Genomic DNA, 16,789 nt, shown 5'->3' with positions numbered 1-16,789 from the left:
CCCTACTGTGCCGCGCCGAAGCGGGTGGCCGCGACCTTGCGCAGGAACAGCTCGTGGAAGCGGTAGTCGCCGGTGATCTCGGGGTGGAACGAGGTGCCCAGCAGGGCGCCCTGCTCGACGGCGACGACCCGGCCGTCGGCCAGGGCCGCGAGGGCGTGCGCGCGCTCCCCCAGCTCCTCGACGACGGGGGCGCGGATGAAGACCGCATGCATCGGCGGGTCGCCGATGCCGTCGATGTCGAGGTCGGTCTCGAAGGAGTCCAGCTGGTTGCCGAAGGCGTTCCGACGGACGGTCACGTCCAGGCCACCGAAGCTGCTCTGGCCGTCGATGCGGTCGAGCACGCGGTCGGCGAGCATGATCAGTCCGGCGCAGGTGCCGTAGACCGGCAGACCCGCGGCGATCGCCTCCTTCACCGGCTCGGCGAGGCCGAACAGGCGCGAGAGCTTGTCCATCACCGTGGACTCGCCGCCGGGGATCACGAGACCCGCGACCGACGCGAGCTCGGACGGACGGCGCACCAGCACCACCTCGGCGCCGAGCTCGCGCAGCACGTGCGCGTGCTCGCGGAAGTCGCCCTGCAGGGCGAGGACGCCGACACGGAGCCCTGCGAGGGACCCCCGGGTCTCGTCCTCGCCCGCGACGGGCGCGCTCTCGCTACCAGCCACGCTCGGAGAGGCGGTGCGGCGCGGGCACGTCGGCCACGTTGATGCCGACCATCGCCTCGCCGAGACCGCGGGACGCCTCGGCGACCACCTTGGCGTCGTCGAAGAACGTCGTCGCCTTGACGATCGCGGCGGCGCGCTTCGCGGGCTCGCCCGACTTGAACACGCCGGAGCCGACGAAGACGCCGTCGGCGCCGAGCTGCATCATCAGCGCAGCATCGGCCGGGGTGGCGACGCCGCCGGCGGTGAAGAGCACGACGGGGAGCTTGCCGGTCTGCGCGATCTCGGCGACCAGCTCGTAGGGAGCCTGCAGCTCCTTCGCGGCGACGTAGAGCTCGTCCTTCGTCAGGGACTTGAGGCGGTTCACCTCGGCCGAGATGGTGCGGATGTGCTTGGTGGCCTCGGAGACGTCGCCCGTGCCGGCCTCGCCCTTCGAGCGGATCATCGCTGCACCCTCGGTGATGCGGCGCAGGGCCTCGCCGAGGTTGGTGGCGCCGCAGACGAAGGGAACGGTGAAGTTCCACTTGTCGATGTGGTTCACATAGTCGGCCGGCGAGAGGACCTCGGACTCGTCGATGTAGTCGACGCCGAGCTCCTGGAGGATCTGCGCCTCGACGAAGTGGCCGATGCGGGCCTTGGCCATCACGGGGATGGAGACGGCGGCGACGATCCCGTCGATGAGGTCGGGGTCGCTCATCCGCGCGACGCCGCCCTGCGAGCGGATGTCCGCGGGGACGCGCTCGAGCGCCATCACGGCGACGGCTCCGGCGTCCTCGGCGATGCGCGCCTGCTCCGCGTTGACGACGTCCATGATGACGCCGCCCTTGAGCATCTCGGCGAGCCCGCGCTTGACGCGGCTCGAGCCGAACTGCTCCGAGGCGGAGGAGGACGTGGGGGTGGTGTCGGTCATGTTCGCGAGTCCTGTTCTGTGCGGCGACTTCCGCCGACGGCAGCGTCCAGTCTACGAGACGGGGCTGACCGACATCGGCGCTGGACAAGGCGGGCGGGGCGGGTCTCGAGACGCGGCAGTGGGGCTGGTCGACGAGCATGAGGCGCCGCCACGCCGCTGCCCGACAGGCATCGGGCGCCGGTGCGGGCCCACACGACCAGCAGGGGGCCCACCATGCTGATCGAGTAGCCCGCCGAGCGGGCGTATCGAGATCCACCGGCACCGGGACTGGAGTCTGCAGACTCGGCCTGCTGACGACGGTGGGTCTCGATACGCCCCTGCGGGGCTACTCGACCACCATAGGTGGCCGCTGCGCGACTACTCGAGAGGCGGCGGGCTAGGGGCGGGGCCAGGCCGCGGCGAGGCTCGCGCGGACGTCGCCGAGGAGCTGGGGCAGGGCCTTGGTGCGGGCGATGATCGGGAAGAAGTTGGCGTCGGTCGCCCAGCGCGGCACGACGTGCTGGTGCAGGTGGGCGGCGATGCCGGCGCCGGCGACGGCGCCCTGGTTCATGCCGAGGTTGAAGCCGTCGTTGTTCGAGACCTCGCGGAGGACGCGCATCGCCGTCTGGGTGAGCGCGCCGATCTCGGCCACTTCCTCGGGAGTGGCCTCGTCGTAGAGCGGGATGTGCCGGTACGGGCAGACCAGGAGGTGGCCGGAGTTGTACGGGAAGAGGTTCAGCAGGACGAACGCGTGCTCGCCGCGCGCGACGATCAGCGCCTCCTCGTCGCTCAGCGTCGGCGCGACGCAGAACGGGCAGTCGTCGTCGCCCGGCTGGCCCTTCCGGATGTACACCATCCGGTGCGGGGTCCACAGGCGCTGGAACTCGTCGGGGACGCCGGCGAGGTGCGCGGAAGACTCGGCGCCCTCGGGGACGGCGTCGTCGAACGGCTCCCCCACCGCTAGACCTGGGCCTTGGTCGCGATGGCCTCGCGGATCCGGGCGACGGCGTCGGCGACGGGGATGCCGTTCTCCTGGGTGCCGTCGCGGAAGCGGAAGCTGACCGCACCGGCGTCGCGGTCCTTCTCGCCGACGATCAGCTGGAACGGGACCTTCTGCAGGGTCGCGTTGCGGATCTTCTTCTGCATCCGGTCGCTGGAGTAGTCGATCTCGGCGCGGACGCCGGCCTTCTTCAGCTGACCGACCACGTCCTCGAGGTAGGGCAGGTACTCGTCGGCGATCGGGATGCCGACGACCTGCACCGGCGAGAGCCAGACCGGGAACGCTCCGGCGTAGTGCTCGGTGAGGATGGCGAAGAAGCGCTCGATCGAGCCGAAGAGGGCGCGGTGGATCATCACCGGGCGCTTCTTCGAGCCGTCGGAGGCGGTGTACTCGAGCTCGAAGCGCTCGGGCTGGTTGAAGTCGAGCTGGATCGTCGACATCTGCCAGGTCCGGCCGATGGCATCGCGGGCCTGGACCGAGATCTTCGGGCCGTAGAACGCGGCTCCACCCGGGTCGGGGACCAGCTCGAGGCCGGACTCGACGGCGACGGCGCGCAGCGACTCGATCGCCGACTCCCACTGCTCGGGGTCGCCGACGAACTTCGGGTTGCCCTCCTCGTTGGTGGAGAGCTCGAGGTAGAAGTCGTCGAGGCCGTAGTCGCGCAGGACCTGGAGCACGAACTCGAGGTTGCGGGTCAGCTCGGCCGACACGTCCTCCTGCGTGACGTAGATGTGCGCGTCGTCCTGGGTCAGCCCGCGGACGCGGGTGAGGCCCTGCAGGGTGCCGCTCTTCTCGTAGCGGTACACGGTGCCGAACTCGGCCAGGCGCAGCGGCAGCTCGCGGTAGCTGCGCCCGCGCGAGCGGAAGATCAGGTTGTGGAACGGGCAGTTCATGGGCTTCAGGTAGTAGTCCTGGCCCTGGCGGGTGACGGTGCCGTCCTCGTCCTGCAGCTCGTCGAGGTGCATCGGGGGGAACATGCCCTCGGCGTACCACTGCAGGTGGCCGCTGGTCATGAAGAGGTCGCCCTTGGTGATGTGCGGCGTGTAGACGAGCTCGTAGTCGTGGGCGAGCAGCTGCTCGCGCATGTACTGCTCGATCTCGTAGCGGATGATGCCGCCCTTGGGGTGGAAGACCGCGAGGCCGGAGCCGATCTCGTCCGGGAACGAGAAGAGGTCGAGCTCGTGGCCGAGCTTGCGGTGGTCGCGGCGGGCGGCCTCCTCGAGGCGGGCCTGGTGCGCGCGCAGCTCGTCCTTCGTGGGCCAAGCGGTGCCGTAGACGCGCTGCAGCTGCGGGTTCTTCTCCGAGCCGCGCCAGTAGGCCGCGGCGTTGCGGGTCAGCGCGTAGCCGCTGCCGATCATCCGGGTGTTGGGCAGGTGCGGGCCGCGGCAGAGGTCCTTCCAGACCGTCTCGCCGGTGCGGGGGTCGACGTTGTCGTAGATGGTGAGCTCAGCGCCGCCCACCTCGACCGACTCGCCGTCGGCGCCCGCGCCCTTGAGGCCGATCAGCTCGAGCTTGTACGGCTCGGCGGCCAGCTCGGCGCGCGCCTCGTCCTCGGTGACGACGCGGCGCACGAAGCGCTGGCCCTGGCGGATGATGCGGTCCATCGCCTTCTCGAGCGCCTTCATCGCCTCGGGCGTGAAGGGCTCGGTGACGTCGAAGTCGTAGTAAAAGCCGTCGGTGACGGGCGGGCCGATGCCGAGCTTCGCCTCCGGGTTGCTCTGCTGCACGGCCTGCGCGAGCACGTGCGCGGCGGAGTGGCGGAGGATGCTCAAGCCGTCGGGCGAGGAGATCAGGACGGGCTCGATGCTGTCGCCGGGGACGACGTCGGCGGCCAGGTCCTTCAGCTCGCCGTTGACGCGGATCGCGACGACCGCCCGGTCGGTGAAGTGCGTGAACCCCGTGCCGGCCTCGGTGACGACGGCGGCGTCGGCGGTGGGACGGGACGATTCGGGGACGTTCGACGTTGCGTTCGACACGCGCGGGTGCTCCTCTGGGGCTGGGGGACCCCTCGACTTTAGTCGTCGGCGCGGCCGCCTCGACGCGTCGACGCGGCCCGGGAGGTGACCTCCCGGGCCGCGCAGGGATTCCCGCGCCCCGTCTCGATTCCTGGCGATCGGGGGCGGCAGTGCTCCCCTGGCGCCGGGGCGCGACCCGATCGCACTCCCGGCACCGGGACGATTCTAGGAGGATCGCTGAGGAGCGCCCGGGAGTCGGTCGAGGATGTCACCCCTTCTACGACCCTCTTACTGGGGCCACGCACCGGGTTGCCAGGAGCGCTATGTTCGGCTGAGAACCACCCGACCACCGGGACCGGAGCGCACGAACCCTGTCGTGCCGCGCCGCCCCGACGCGAGGCCCCACCTCGACCGATCTGCTCATCCTGGGAGTACGACGGTCACAGCGGTGCCGACGTGGCGACGATGCATCGCGGCCCCGAAACCGCGACGTCCTCTGAGCCCGCCCTGCAGTACCCCCCTTCCCTGTAAACCCGAAATGCAGGTTGATCCTTTGTATGCACCACTGGTGCGCGCCTCCAGCGCGCCCACACGGCTCCCTCCCTCCTCGAGACCCCGTCGCCTCCCCCCGGCGACCCGGCATACGAGCGGCGGTGAGAGCAGGAGACCGCGGTGACCGCCGTCTCCACCGCGGCCCCGACTCCTCAGCGCGATCCGCGCGCCCTCGTCCTCGTTCCGGCACCGCCGGCGGAGGCCTCGAGCTGGCGACGCCGATTCTCGCGGAGGGTCCTGGCCGCGGACGTCTTGGTCGTGCTCGGGTCCGTGTCGCTGGCCGCCGGCCTGCGCTCGACCGTCGAAGCGCGATCCGCCGAGGCGCGCTCGGCCGACCTCGTGGTCGCCGGCGTCCTCGGCACCCTCTGGGTCTGCTCCGTCCTCCTCGCCCAGCGGCGCCTCGCGCACCGCATCGGAGCGGGAGCGGACGAGTTCCGCCGTCTGCTCTCGGCGACGGTCGCGACGTTCGGCCTCGCCTCCGTCGCCTCGGTCCTCACCCACGTCGACCTGCCGCGGGTGCACGTGCTGATCGCCCTGCCCGTCGGGCTCGGCGGGATGCTGGCGGCGCACGCCCTCAGCCGCGGGCACCTGGCCCGGGAGCGACGGGCCGGCCGTGCCCTGTCCCGGGTGATCGTCGTCGGCAGCGCCGGCGACGTGACGCACATCGTCACGCAGATCGACCGCCGGCGCGGCCGCGTCGAGTACGACGTCGTCGGCGTCGCGCTCTCGACCGGCGGTGAGCGCACGCTCCTCGCCGACCCGCGGCGCTCGATCACCGTGCGCGGCCGCTCGATCCCGGTCGTCGGAGCGATCGACACGATCGCCCAGGCGGTCGTCGAGCAGCGCGCCGACGCGGTCGTCGTGGCCGGTCAGGTGGACGGCGGCGACGCCTACCTCCGCCGGCTCTGCTGGGCGCTCGAGCCGTTCGCGGTCGAGCTGGTGCTCGCACCGGGGCTCAGCAGTGTCGCCGGACCGCGCATCCACTGGCGCCCGGTGGACGGTCTCCCGCTGATGCGGGTCGAGCCGCCGCGCTACTCCGGTCCGCGCCACGCGCTCAAGCGGGTGCTCGACGTGAGCGTCTCGGCCCTCGCCCTGCTGGTGCTCTCGCCGCTGCTGGCCGTGCTCGCGGTGATGATCCGCCGCGACAGCACCGGGCCCGCACTCTTCCGGCAGCAGCGGGTCGGCCGCGCCGGTCACCTCTTCACCATGCTCAAGTTCCGCTCGATGAGCATCGACGCGGAGTCGCGGCTGGCGGAGCTGAGCGCGGCGAACGAGGGCTCCGGCCTGCTGTTCAAGCTGCGCGACGATCCACGGGTGACCCCGCTCGGCCGCGTGCTGCGGCGGTACTCGCTCGACGAGCTGCCCCAGTTCTGGAACGTGCTGCGCGGCAGCATGAGCCTGGTCGGCCCGCGCCCGCCGCTGCTGAGCGAGGTGGAGCGCTACGACGACGTCGTGAACCGCCGCCTCTACATCAAGCCCGGCATCACCGGGCTCTGGCAGACCGGCGGCCGCTCCGAGCTCGATTGGGAGGACGGGATCCGACTCGACCTCTACTACGTCGAGAACTGGTCGCTGGCCGGCGACCTGCTCATCCTCTGGCGGACCCTGCGCGTGATGCTCCGCCCGGTCGGCGCGTACTGACGCACGACCGCTCCCCTCCTCTCCTCTCCCTCTCCTCCTCCGGCGCTCTCCCCGCCGTCCCCTCCCTCGGCGCGCCCTGACGCGCCGTCCCCACCCGTCCGCGCGCTCCTTCTCCCTGGTCGGAGCGCCCGGTCCCCTCGGCGTGCCCGCATGCCGCCCTCCTCACCCGAAGGAACCCGCCATGACCACCACCATCCCCTCCCGGAGGCTCCGCGTCGCGCTCGTCGGCGCCGGCTACTGGGGCCCGAACCTCGCCCGGAACTTCTCCGCCAGCGCCGACTGGGACCTGGTCGCGATCTGCGACCTCGACCCGGTCCGCGCGGAGGCCGTCTCCCGCGCCAACGGCTCCGTGCCGGTGCTGCGCTCGCTCTCGGACGTCCTCGACCTGCCGGGACTCGACGCCATCGCCATCGCCACGCCGGCGCGCACCCACCACGCGATCGCCATGGCGGCGATCGCCGCGGGACTGCACGTGCTGGTCGAGAAGCCGCTCGCCGACTCGAGCGTGCTCGGGATCGACATGGTGAACGCCGCCGAGCGCGCCGGTGTCGTGCTGATGGCCGACCACACCTACTGCTACACGCCCGCCGTGCTGAAGATGAAGGAGCTGATCGCCGCCGGCTCGCTCGGCGACGTGCTCTTCGTCGACGCGGTGCGGATCAACCTCGGTCTGATCCAGCCCGACGTCGACGTGTTCTGGGACCTCGCCCCGCACGACCTGTCGATCCTCGACTTCATCATCCCCGGCGGCCTGCGCCCCGGGAACGTGGCCGCCCAGGGCTCCGACCCGCTCGGCTCCGGGCGCGCCTGCGTCGGCTACCTGACCGTCCCGCTCGGCCAGGGCGCCATCGCCAACGTTCACGTGAACTGGCTCAGCCCGACCAAGATCCGCCGGATGGTGATCGGCGGCTCGCGGCGCACGCTGGTCTGGGACGACGTGAATCCGCAGCAGCGCCTCAGCGTCTTCGACCGCGGCGTCGACCTCGGCACCTCGCTCCGCGGCGGGACCTCCCGCCACGACGCGGCGATCTCCTACCGCCTCGGCGACACCTGGTCGCCCGCCCTGCCCGAGCGCGAGCCGCTCGCCGACATGGTCACTGAGTTCGCGACCTCGATCTCGGAGCGCCGCGCGCCCCGCACCGACGGCCGCGCCGCCCTGCGCGTCCTCAGCGTCCTGGAGCAGGTCAGCGACCGGCTGCTCGACGCCGGCCAGGTCAGCCGCACCACCGCTCCGGCGGTCCGCCTGGAGGAGGCGTCGTGGCTGAGCTGACCCCCTCCCCCGTCTCGCTCGAGGGCGCCGAGGTCCTGGTGACCGGCGGTGCCGGCACCATCGGCTCGACGATCGTCGACCGCCTCCTCGACACCGGCGTCAGCCGGGTCGACGTCCTCGACAACCTCGTCCGCGGGCGCCGGCAGAACCTCGAGCACGCGCTCGCGGACGGCCGGGTCAGGCTGATCGAGGGCGACATCCGCGACCGCGCGATGGTCGACTCGGTCGTCCGCGGCAAGGACGTCGTCTTCCACCAGGCGGCGATCCGGATCACCCAGTGCGCGGAGGACCCGCGCCTGGCCTTCGACGTCCTCGCCCAGGGCTCCTTCACCGTCTTCGAGGCGGCGGCGGCGCACGGCGTGGGCCGGGTGGTGGCCGCGTCCAGCGCCTCCGTCTACGGACTCGCGACGCAGTTCCCCACTCCCGAGAGCAACAACCCCTACGCCAACGACACGATCTACGGCGCGGCGAAGGCCTTCTCGGAGGGCATGCTCACCAGCTTCGGCGCGATGAACGGCCTGCGCTCGACGGCGCTGCGCTACTTCAACGTCTACGGACCGCGGATGGACGTGCACGGCCTCTACACCGAGGTGCTCGTGCGCTGGATGGAGCGGATCGAGGCGGGCGTCCCGCCGCTGATCATGGGCGACGGCGCGCAGACGATGGACTTCGTGCACGTGGACGACGTCGCGCGGGCCAACGTGGTCGCGGCGACGGCGGGCCGCGACGGCGCCTTCAACATCGGCACGGGGGTCGAGACCAGCCTGCTGGAGCTCGCCCGCACGCTGCTGCACGTCATGGAGTCCGACCTCGACGTCGTCTTCGCACCGGCGCGCTCGGTCAACGGCGTCACCCGCCGCCTGGCCGACACCCGGGCGGCGCGCGACGAGCTCGGCTTCGTCACCGCGTACGACCTGGAGAGCGGTCTGCGCTCCCTGGTCGAGTGGTGGCGCGCCGAGCGGCTGGACGCCCCCGTCCTGAGCGGAGCGACCCGATGAGCGCGGCGAGCACCGGCGCGGCGAGCACCGGCGCGGCGAGCACCGGGCGCATCGACGTGATGCGCCCCTGGCTGGGCACCGAGGAGAGCGACGCGCTCGCCGAGGTGATCGCTTCCGGCTGGATCGCGCAGGGCCCCCGGGTCGCGCGCTTCGAGGCGGCCTTCGCCGAGGCGATGGGCGTCGGCCACGCGGTCGCGCTGTCCAGCTGCACCACGGCCCTGCACCTCGGGCTCGTGGTCGGCGGCGTGAGCGCCGGGGACGACGTCGTGGTCCCCTCCTTCTCCTTCATCGCGACCGCCAACGCGGTCGTGCACGCCGGCGGCCGGCCCGTCTTCGCCGACGTCGACCCGGTCACGGGCAACGTCACCGCGGAGACGATCGCCGCGGCGCTGACCCCGGCCACCCGCGCGGTGATCGCGGTCGACCAGGGCGGCGTGCCCGTCGACCTCGAGCCGATCCGCGCACTCTGCGACCCGCTCGGTGTCCTCGTCCTCGAGGACGCCGCCTGCGGCGCGGGCTCGCGCTACCGCGGCCGCTCCGTCGGCGCCGGCGCGGCTCTGACCGCCTGGTCGTTCCACCCGCGCAAGCTCCTCACCACCGGTGAGGGCGGGATGCTCACGACGGACGACGCGAACCTCGCGGCCCGCGCCCGCCGCCTGCGCGAGCACTCGATGTCCGTCTCCGCGGCGGACCGGCACGGCAGCGTGCTCGCCGCACCGGAGCACTACGACGAGGTCGGCTTCAACTTCCGGATGACCGATCTGCAGGCGGCCCTCGGCCTCGTGCAGCTCGGCCGGCTGCCGGCACTGATCGAGCGCCGCCGGGCGCTCGCGGCCCGCTACGCGGCGGCCTTCGCCGACGTCCCGGGCCTGCGCACGGTGACCGACCCGGAGCACGGCACGAGCAACTTCCAGTCGTTCTGGATCGAGGTCGGCGACGACTACCCGCTCGAGCGCGACGGCCTGATGGCCGAGCTCGCCTCCCGCGACGTCTCCGCCCGCCGCGGCATCATGGCGGCCCACCGCCAGCCGCCGTACCGCGCCCACCCGAACGCGGACCGACTGCCCGTCACCGAGCGCCTGACCGACCGGACGCTGATCCTGCCGCTCTTCCACGCCCTCACCGAGCAGGACCAGGACCGGGTGATCGAGGCCGTTCTGGCCCCGTCGCGCCTGGCCCGCGAGCACGAGACGGCGGTCCTCCGTGCGTGATCTGATCCTGGTCGGCGCGAGCGGACTGGCGCGCGAGACCCTCGCCCTCCTCTCCGTGAGCGGCAGCCACCGCGTCATCGGCGTGGTCGACGACGGCGCCGCGCGCTGGGGCACCGAGATCTCGGGAGTCCCCGTGATCGGCGGCCTCGACGCGATCGCCGAGCACCCCCGCGCCGAGATCGCCGTCTGCGTCGGCCACGGCAGCGGCCGGGCGCGCATCGTCGACCGCCTCCGCGCGCTCGGCGTGCACGACCACCGCTACGCGCGGATCGTGCACCCGGCCATCCACGTGCCCGACGACTGCCGGATCGGCGCGGGGAGCATCCTGCTCGCCGGCGTCGTGCTGACCGCGGATGTGGCGATCGGCCGGCACGTGGTGGCGATGCCGAACGTGACCCTCACCCACGGCGACCGCATCGGCTCGTTCGCCACCCTCTGCGCCGGGGTCACCCTCGGCGGCGGGGTGCGGGTGGGCGAGGAGGCGTACCTGGGCATGGGTGCCTCCGTCCGCGAGCGCTCGCGGATCGGCCGCCGGGCGACGCTCGGCATGGGCGCGGTGCTGCTGCGCGATCAGCCGGCCGGCGAGACCTGGCTGGGCGTGCCCGCGGCTCCGCGGATCGAGCCCGACGCCGTCCGGCGCACGGACAGCACCCTCGAAGGAGCGTCCGCATGAGCGCCGTCCGCGGGCACCGGTCGCCGGTGCTCCCCCTCTCCGGCCCGGCGCCGCTCGTCTCGGTCGTGATCGCGGCCGTCGACGGCGCATCTCCCCTCGCCGCGCTGGCGAGCGTCCTCGCGCAGCGCGGCGTCCGGCTGGACGTCGTCGTCGTGACGGACGCGGATCCGGTCGTCGACGACGAGCGCGTGCGCGTGCTCGAGGTGCCCGCCGGCCTCGGCACGATCGCCGCCCGCAACGCCGGGCTCGCGCTCGTCCGCGGCGAGTCCGTGCTGGTGCTGCCGAGCACCGACGCGCTCACCGCCGGGGCGCTCGAGCGGGCGGCGGCCCTGCTGGCCGCGCACCCGTGGGTAGGCGCCGTGCACGGCGACGCCGAGATCTCGGTCCGGCCCGCGACCGCGGCCACCGGGCGCGTGGAGTGGACGCTGTGGAGCGGGGCCGACTGGATCGAGCGCACGAGCCGGCACGGCTCCGACCTCCTGGTCGACCACGCCGTGCTGGTCCGCCGCTCGATCGCCGACGCTCTCGGCGGCTACGCCGAGGACCTCCCCCGCACCGCCGACCTCGACTACGGGCTGCGGCTCGCGGCGCTCGGCGGGATCGGCCGCATCAGCGGCGTCGTCCAGACCCGCTGCCACCCGCAGCCGAGCAGCGACCCGCTGGCGGAGCTGCGCGAGCGCCGCGGCACGATCGAGCACTTCTTCACCAGCGCCGGGCACGACTCCTCCGGCCGCCGGGCGCAGGGCGGGGACCGCCGCGCGAACGCCGGCCGCGCCCTCGCCCACGAGGCGATGGGCCGGGCGCTGCGCAGCCGCGCCTCGGCACGCCCCGAGGATCAGGCCGAGGGCGCCCGCTTCGCCTCGATCGCCGCCGAGTGCTGGCCGGCGGTCGTCGACACGGCCGAGTGGCGGCGGTTCGTCCGCGCCGGCGAGCGCGCTCGGAAGCCGCTCTCGTGACCGCCGTCGAGTCCCCTCCGGTCTCCGCGGGCCGGAGCCGCATCGCATCGGCCCTGGGCTGGAGCGCGCTCAGCACGATCGCGCTCCGGCTCGGCAGCCTCGCCCTGGGCGTCGTGCTGGCCCGGCTGCTCGCGCCCGAGGCGTTCGGCGTCTACGCGCTCGCGCTCACCGTGCAGTCGGTGCTGATGGCGCTGTCCGACTTCGGACTCAGCACCGATCTGATCCGCTCGAGCGAGCCCGAGCGGCGCGCGCCGACCGTGGCCGTGCTCGGCCTGGTCCTCGGCGGGACTCTCGGCGCGGCGATGGCGGCCTCGGCGCCGATGATCGCCGCGGCGACGGGCTCGCCCGAGACGGCCGGCGTGCTGGCGGTCCTCGCGATCACCCTGCCGCTGGCCGGGGCAGGAGTGGTCCCCTACGCCGCGCTGCAGCGCCGCTTCGCTCAGCGGCCGCTCTTCCTGATCGCCGCCGTCGACTTCGTCGTCTCCACCGCGATCACCCTGGCGCTGCTCGCCGCCGGGACCGGGGTGCTGGCGCTCGCCGTCGCCCGCGTCGTCGCGCAGACCTGCACGATGGTGCTGCTCTTCGTCGCCGCCCGCGAGCGGCCGCGCCTGGGGTGGGACCGCGCGATCGCCCCCTCCGCGCTGCGCTTCGGCCTGCCGGTGGCGATCGCCAACCTGATCTCCTGGGGCGTGCTCGGCACCGACAAGGTGGTGATCGCCGGGCTGATCGAACCGGTGGCGCTGGGCTACTACGTCCTCGCGTTCAACATCTCGACCTGGCCGATGACCGCGGTGGGCCAGGTGGTCCGCTCCGTCGCTCTGCCCGCGTTCTCCCGGGCGCACGAGGACGGCCGCCCCCTGCCCGTCGCCGCGGCGACCGGGCTGACCTGGGCGCTCGCCGCTCCGCTCGGCGCGCTGCTCGCCGCCCTGGCCGCCCCGCTCGTGCACGTCGTCTACGGCGAGCGCTGGGCTCCCGCCGCGGCGGCGCTGGGGCTCCTCGGCGTCGTCGGCGCGCTGCGGGTGGTGGCCGATCTCTTCAGCTCGGCGGCACTCGCGAAGGGCGGCTCCGGCCGCGTCGCGATCGTGCAGGGCGTCTGGTTCGCGGCGCTCACGCTCGCGCTCGTCCCGGCGGTCCTGGGCGGCGGCTTCGTCGGCGCGGCCTGGGCGCAGATCGGGGTGGCCGCGCTCGTGGTCGGTCCCGTCTTCGCCTGGCTGCTGCGCTCGATCGACGTCGACCTGCGCGCCGTGGGCCGCTCCCTGCTGCCGCCGGCGCTCGCCGCGGCGGCCGCGGCCGGTGCCGCGCTGCTCGTCCCGATCGGCCTCGACGCCGTCGGCCTCGATGCCGACTGGCTCGCCCTCCTCGGGGGCGGCGCGACCGGCGGCGTCCTCTACCTCCTCCTCCTGCGGACCTGGCTGCTGCGCCGGGTCCGCGAGCTCACCTCCGACCGAAGGAACCCGTCATGACCACCGAGCCGATCGTCCCGCTCGCCGATCTGCACCTCCAGCACCTCGTCGTCGCCGACGTGATCCGGGAGGGCTTCGACCGCGTGCTCGCGGACTCGTCGTTCGTCCGCGGTCCGGACGTGTCCCGCTTCGAGGAGGAGTTCGCCGCGTACTGCGACGTGCGGCACACCGTCGGCGTCGGCAACGGGACGGACGCGCTCGAGCTCGCCCTCCTGGCGCTCGACCTCGCACCCGGCGACGAGGTGCTCGTCCCCGCGAACACCTTCGTGGCGACCGCCGAGGCCGTCGTGCGCGCCGGCGCCCGGCCGGTGTTCGTCGACTGCGACGACGACTACCTGATCGACGTCGACTCGGCCGCGGAGGCCGTCGCTCCCCGCACCCGCGCGGTGATGGCCGTGCACCTCTACGGGCAGTGCGCCCCGGTGGAGCGGCTGTCCGCCGCTCTCGGCGAGGAGGTGCGGATCGTCGAGGACGCCGCGCAGGCCCAGGGCGCCCGGCGCTTCGGCGCCCGCGCAGGCTCGCTCGGCGCCATCGCCGGCACCAGCTTCTACCCGGGCAAGAACCTCGGCGCCTACGGCGACGCGGGCGGAGTGATGACCGACGACGACGAGCTCGCCGCGGCAGTCCGGCGCCTCGGCAACCACGGCGGCCTCAGCGCCTACCGGCACGACGTGGTCGGCACGAACTCGCGGCTCGACTCGCTGCAGGCGGTCGTGCTGAGCGCGAAGCTCGCGCACCTGGACGAGTGGAACCAGCAGCGCCGCGACGCCGCCGCCCGCTACGCCGAGCTCCTCGACGGCGTCGACGGGCTGGTCCTCCCCCGCACCGCGCCGGGCAACGAGCACGTGCACCACCTCTACGTCGTGCGCACCCCGGAGCGGGAGCGCCTGCGCGCCGCGCTCGCGGAGGCCGGCGTCGCGACCGGAGTGCACTACCCGACCCCGGTGCACCTGCTGGCCCCGTTCCTCCCCGCCTCCGGCCGCCCGCGCCCGCTGCCGCGCGCCGAGGCGTTCGCCGGGCAGCTGCTGACGCTGCCGCTGTTCCCCGGCATCACGGCGGCGCAGCAGGAGTACGTGGCGGAGTCGCTGATCGCCGCGCTGCGGAGCACGACCTCCGCCGCCCCGAGCCCGGCGGGGGTGCTGTCGTGACGACCGCCGTCGCCGCGGGGACCCGGCGCGGTCGCACGGTGCCGGTCGAGGACGTCGACACCTCCGACGCCACCGTCTCGGTCCTCATCCCGCTGCACGACTACGCGCAGTTCCTGCCCGCCGCCGCGGCGAGCGCCCTCGGCCAGACGGGCGTCCGCGTGCAGCTGGTGATCGTCGACGACCGCTCCACCGACGACTCGCTCGCGGTGGCCCGCTCGATCGCGGCCGGCGACGACCGCGTCCTGGTGCTGGCGAACCCGCGGAACCTCGGTCCCGTCGGCAGCGTGCTCGCCGCGCTGGCCGTGGCGACCGGCGAGTTCTCCTGGTATCTCGACGCCGACGACGTGATCGCTCCGGGCGCCCTGGCCCGCGCGGTCGCCGTCGCCCGCGCGCACCCGTCGGTCGGGCTGGTCTACGGCCACCCCGTGCACTTCCCGGACGGGTCGGTGCTGCCGACCGCGCGGACGACTCCGACGTCGTGGCTGCTCTGGTCCGGCGGCGACTGGCTGCACGAGCGCTGCCGCACCGGGCTCAACGTGATCACCTCGCCCGAGGTGCTCGTGCGCCGGTCCGTCCTCGACCGCGTCGGCTGGCCCCGGCCGCTGCCGCACACCTACGACATGGAGCTCTGGCTGCGCCTCTCGGCCGCGTCCGACGTCGCCTACATCCAGGGCGTCGACCAGGCCTGGCACCGCGAGCACGCGGGCAGCCGCTCGGACACCGTGACGCCGCTGCACGACCTGCGCGAGCGCCTGCTCGCCTTCGAGACCTTCTTCGCCGATCCCGGCGGACCGCTCGAGCGGCGCGACGAGCTCGAGCACCTCGCCCGGCGGGCCCTCGCCCGCGACGCCCTCGTCAAGGGCGCGCAGCGCTTCGACAGCGGCGGCGCCACCGCGGCGGACCTCGAGGAGCACCTCGGCTTCGCGCACCAGGTCTACGGCGACGCGGCCCGGCTGCCCGAGTGGGAGCGCCTGCAGTCGCGGCTGCTGAGCGCGCCGAGCGACCGCTTCTCCCCGCGCTTCCTGCTGGAGCGGGTGCTGCGGCGCCTGCGCACCGACCGGTCCTGGCGCCGCTGGCACCGCGAGGGGAGCTTCTGATGCGCGCCTCCCGCGTCCCCCGCGAGCTCGTCCGGCGCCTGCGGAGCACCGGCGGCCGCGATGTGCTGCAGCGCGCCGTCCGCTCGCTCGGCGACCGCGTCGGCGTCCGCGAGCTCGACATGCCGCTGCTCCCCGGCGACATCGCCGACTCCGGTCTCCTCGATCTGCCCGGCGCCCCGGTCCGCGCCGAGGGCCCCGCGTCGATCGGCTGGATCTGCACCCCGCCCGACCGCGGCTCCGGCGGCCACACCACCCTGTTCCGGATGGTGCAGGGCCTGGTCGCGCGCGGCCACCGCTGCACCCTCTTCCTCTACGACCGGCACGGGGCCGACTTCGAGACCCGCGCCGCGATCATCCGCGCCGGCTGGCCGTGGCTCGACGTGGACATCCGCAGCGCCGACGACGGCGTCACCGGCGTGGACGCGGCCGTCGCGACCTCCTGGGAGACCGCGCACGTGCTCGCCACCCGAGGAACGGCGCCGATGGCCCGGCTGTACTTCGTGCAGGACTACGAGCCGTTCTTCCACCCGCGCGGGACCCTCGCGGCCCTGGCGGAGGACAGCTACCGATTCGGCTTCCGCACGATCGCCCTCGGCGAGATGGTGCGCTCGCACCTCGACGCGCTCGGCGTCACGAGCGACCTCGCGCCGTTCGGCTGCGACACCACCACCTACACGCTGGACAACCCCGACGGCGAGCGCTCGGGCGTGGTGTTCTACGCCAAGCCCGCCGCCGACCGGCGCGGCTACCTGCTCGGCCGGCGGGCGCTCGCGCTCTTCCACGCCGAGCACCCCGAGGTGCCGATCCACGTCTACGGCACGGCGCCCGGAGTGTGGGACGTGCCGGTGATCGAGCACGGCACCCTCGCGCCGAGCGAGCTCGCCGCGCTCTACAACCGCTGCTCGGCCGGCATCGCCCTCTCCTTCACCAACATCTCGCTGGTGGCGGAGGAGCTGCTCGCCTGCGGCGCCGTCGCCGTGGTGAACGACGCCGTCGACGCCCGCGCGGACCTGCCGCACCCCGGCGCGAGCTGGGCCCGCCCGACTCCGGCGGGCATCGCGGAGGCGCTCGGCCGCGCGGTCGACGCCGCCCGTCCCGGCCGCGAGGTCGCCACCGGCGTCCGGCACGGCTGGGGCGTCGCCCAGGAGGTCGTCGAGCGCGTCGTCCTCGACGAGCTCGCCCGGACGACCCTCGCCGGCCCGGCACGCACCGCGGCCGCTGCCCCCGCCCCCGCACTCGTCCCCTCACTCGCCCCCGCTCGATCGGAGAGCTGA

Annotated in this window: 14 protein-coding genes; 10 read left to right on the top strand and 4 right to left on the bottom strand. The window is 73.8% G+C overall.

The window, feature by feature from the left end; all coding sequences use genetic code 11:
* Positions 1-2 precede the first annotated feature (2 nt).
* From pdxT to thrS, 4 genes are all read right to left on the bottom strand, one after another.
* The gene (gene pdxT, locus MT355_RS13520) at positions 3-665 is read right to left on the bottom strand and encodes a pyridoxal 5'-phosphate synthase glutaminase subunit PdxT (protein WP_308197380.1); all 663 of its coding nucleotides are present in this window, start codon (positions 663-665) and stop codon (positions 3-5) included.
* Entirely contained in the window at positions 655-1,572 is a 918-nt protein-coding gene (gene pdxS / locus MT355_RS13515; protein WP_159984516.1) for a pyridoxal 5'-phosphate synthase lyase subunit PdxS, read from the bottom strand. The genes pdxT and pdxS overlap by 11 nt, the downstream gene beginning before the upstream one ends.
* 376 nt (positions 1,573-1,948) lie before the next feature.
* The gene (locus MT355_RS13510; RefSeq protein WP_243599927.1) at positions 1,949-2,509 is read right to left on the bottom strand and encodes an HIT domain-containing protein; all 561 of its coding nucleotides are present in this window, start codon (positions 2,507-2,509) and stop codon (positions 1,949-1,951) included.
* Positions 2,510-2,511: 2 nt separating this feature from the next.
* Positions 2,512-4,527 carry a threonine--tRNA ligase gene (gene thrS / locus MT355_RS13505; RefSeq protein ID WP_374204656.1) on the bottom strand — a complete coding sequence of 672 codons (2,016 nt, stop codon included), beginning with the start codon at positions 4,525-4,527 and terminating at the stop codon, positions 2,512-2,514.
* A 651-nt stretch (positions 4,528-5,178) separates the two neighbouring features.
* Here thrS and MT355_RS13500 point away from each other — a divergent pair.
* From MT355_RS13500 to MT355_RS13455, 10 genes are all read left to right on the top strand, one after another.
* The gene (locus MT355_RS13500; RefSeq protein ID WP_243599926.1) at positions 5,179-6,699 is read left to right on the top strand and encodes a sugar transferase; all 1,521 of its coding nucleotides are present in this window, start codon (positions 5,179-5,181) and stop codon (positions 6,697-6,699) included.
* Between the two features lie 181 nt (positions 6,700-6,880).
* Entirely contained in the window at positions 6,881-7,969 is a 1,089-nt protein-coding gene (locus MT355_RS13495) for a Gfo/Idh/MocA family protein (RefSeq protein ID WP_123733029.1), read from the top strand.
* Positions 7,957-8,967 carry an NAD-dependent epimerase/dehydratase family protein gene (locus MT355_RS13490; RefSeq protein ID WP_243599925.1) on the top strand — a complete coding sequence of 337 codons (1,011 nt, stop codon included), beginning with the start codon at positions 7,957-7,959 and terminating at the stop codon, positions 8,965-8,967. Before MT355_RS13495 ends, MT355_RS13490 begins: the two co-directional genes overlap by 13 nt.
* Positions 8,964-10,178, top strand: a complete 1,215-nt coding sequence (locus MT355_RS13485; protein ID WP_243599924.1) for a DegT/DnrJ/EryC1/StrS aminotransferase family protein — start codon at positions 8,964-8,966, stop codon at positions 10,176-10,178. Before MT355_RS13490 ends, MT355_RS13485 begins: the two co-directional genes overlap by 4 nt.
* A complete protein-coding gene (locus MT355_RS13480; RefSeq protein ID WP_243599923.1) occupies positions 10,171-10,851 on the top strand; it encodes a NeuD/PglB/VioB family sugar acetyltransferase in 681 nt (226 codons plus the stop codon). Before MT355_RS13485 ends, MT355_RS13480 begins: the two co-directional genes overlap by 8 nt.
* Positions 10,848-11,807, top strand: coding sequence for a glycosyltransferase family 2 protein (locus MT355_RS13475; protein ID WP_243599922.1), 960 nt, complete (start codon positions 10,848-10,850; stop codon positions 11,805-11,807). The genes MT355_RS13480 and MT355_RS13475 overlap by 4 nt, the downstream gene beginning before the upstream one ends.
* Positions 11,804-13,270: an oligosaccharide flippase family protein gene (locus MT355_RS13470; protein ID WP_243599921.1), complete on the top strand. Its 1,467-nt coding sequence runs from the start codon at positions 11,804-11,806 to the stop codon at positions 13,268-13,270. Before MT355_RS13475 ends, MT355_RS13470 begins: the two co-directional genes overlap by 4 nt.
* Complete coding sequence (locus tag MT355_RS13465; RefSeq protein ID WP_243599920.1) at positions 13,267-14,418, top strand: DegT/DnrJ/EryC1/StrS aminotransferase family protein; 1,152 nt, start codon at positions 13,267-13,269, stop codon at positions 14,416-14,418. The genes MT355_RS13470 and MT355_RS13465 overlap by 4 nt, the downstream gene beginning before the upstream one ends.
* Positions 14,415-15,515 carry a glycosyltransferase family A protein gene (locus MT355_RS13460; protein ID WP_243599919.1) on the top strand — a complete coding sequence of 367 codons (1,101 nt, stop codon included), beginning with the start codon at positions 14,415-14,417 and terminating at the stop codon, positions 15,513-15,515. Before MT355_RS13465 ends, MT355_RS13460 begins: the two co-directional genes overlap by 4 nt.
* A complete protein-coding gene (locus MT355_RS13455; RefSeq protein WP_243599918.1) occupies positions 15,515-16,789 on the top strand; it encodes a glycosyltransferase family 1 protein in 1,275 nt (424 codons plus the stop codon). The genes MT355_RS13460 and MT355_RS13455 overlap by 1 nt, the downstream gene beginning before the upstream one ends.

Origin of the sequence: Rathayibacter sp. VKM Ac-2929 (assembly GCF_022815495.1) — a bacterium.
GTDB classification, from domain to species: Bacteria; Actinomycetota; Actinomycetes; order Actinomycetales; family Microbacteriaceae; genus Rathayibacter; species Rathayibacter festucae.
Note: the sequence above shows the minus strand (reverse complement) of the source record. Positions and strands in the feature narration are given on the sequence as shown.

Coding starts and splice junctions, on each gene's coding strand:
- MT355_RS13455 (WP_243599918.1), top strand. CDS start 15,515: ATGCGCGCCTCCCGCGTCCCCCGCGAGCTCGTCCGGCGCCTGCGGAGC.
- MT355_RS13475 (WP_243599922.1), top strand. CDS start 10,848: ATGAGCGCCGTCCGCGGGCACCGGTCGCCGGTGCTCCCCCTCTCCGGC.
- MT355_RS13465 (WP_243599920.1), top strand. CDS start 13,267: ATGACCACCGAGCCGATCGTCCCGCTCGCCGATCTGCACCTCCAGCAC.
- MT355_RS13495 (WP_123733029.1), top strand. CDS start 6,881: ATGACCACCACCATCCCCTCCCGGAGGCTCCGCGTCGCGCTCGTCGGC.
- pdxS (WP_159984516.1), bottom strand. CDS start 1,572: ATGACCGACACCACCCCCACGTCCTCCTCCGCCTCGGAGCAGTTCGGC.
- MT355_RS13485 (WP_243599924.1), top strand. CDS start 8,964: ATGAGCGCGGCGAGCACCGGCGCGGCGAGCACCGGCGCGGCGAGCACC.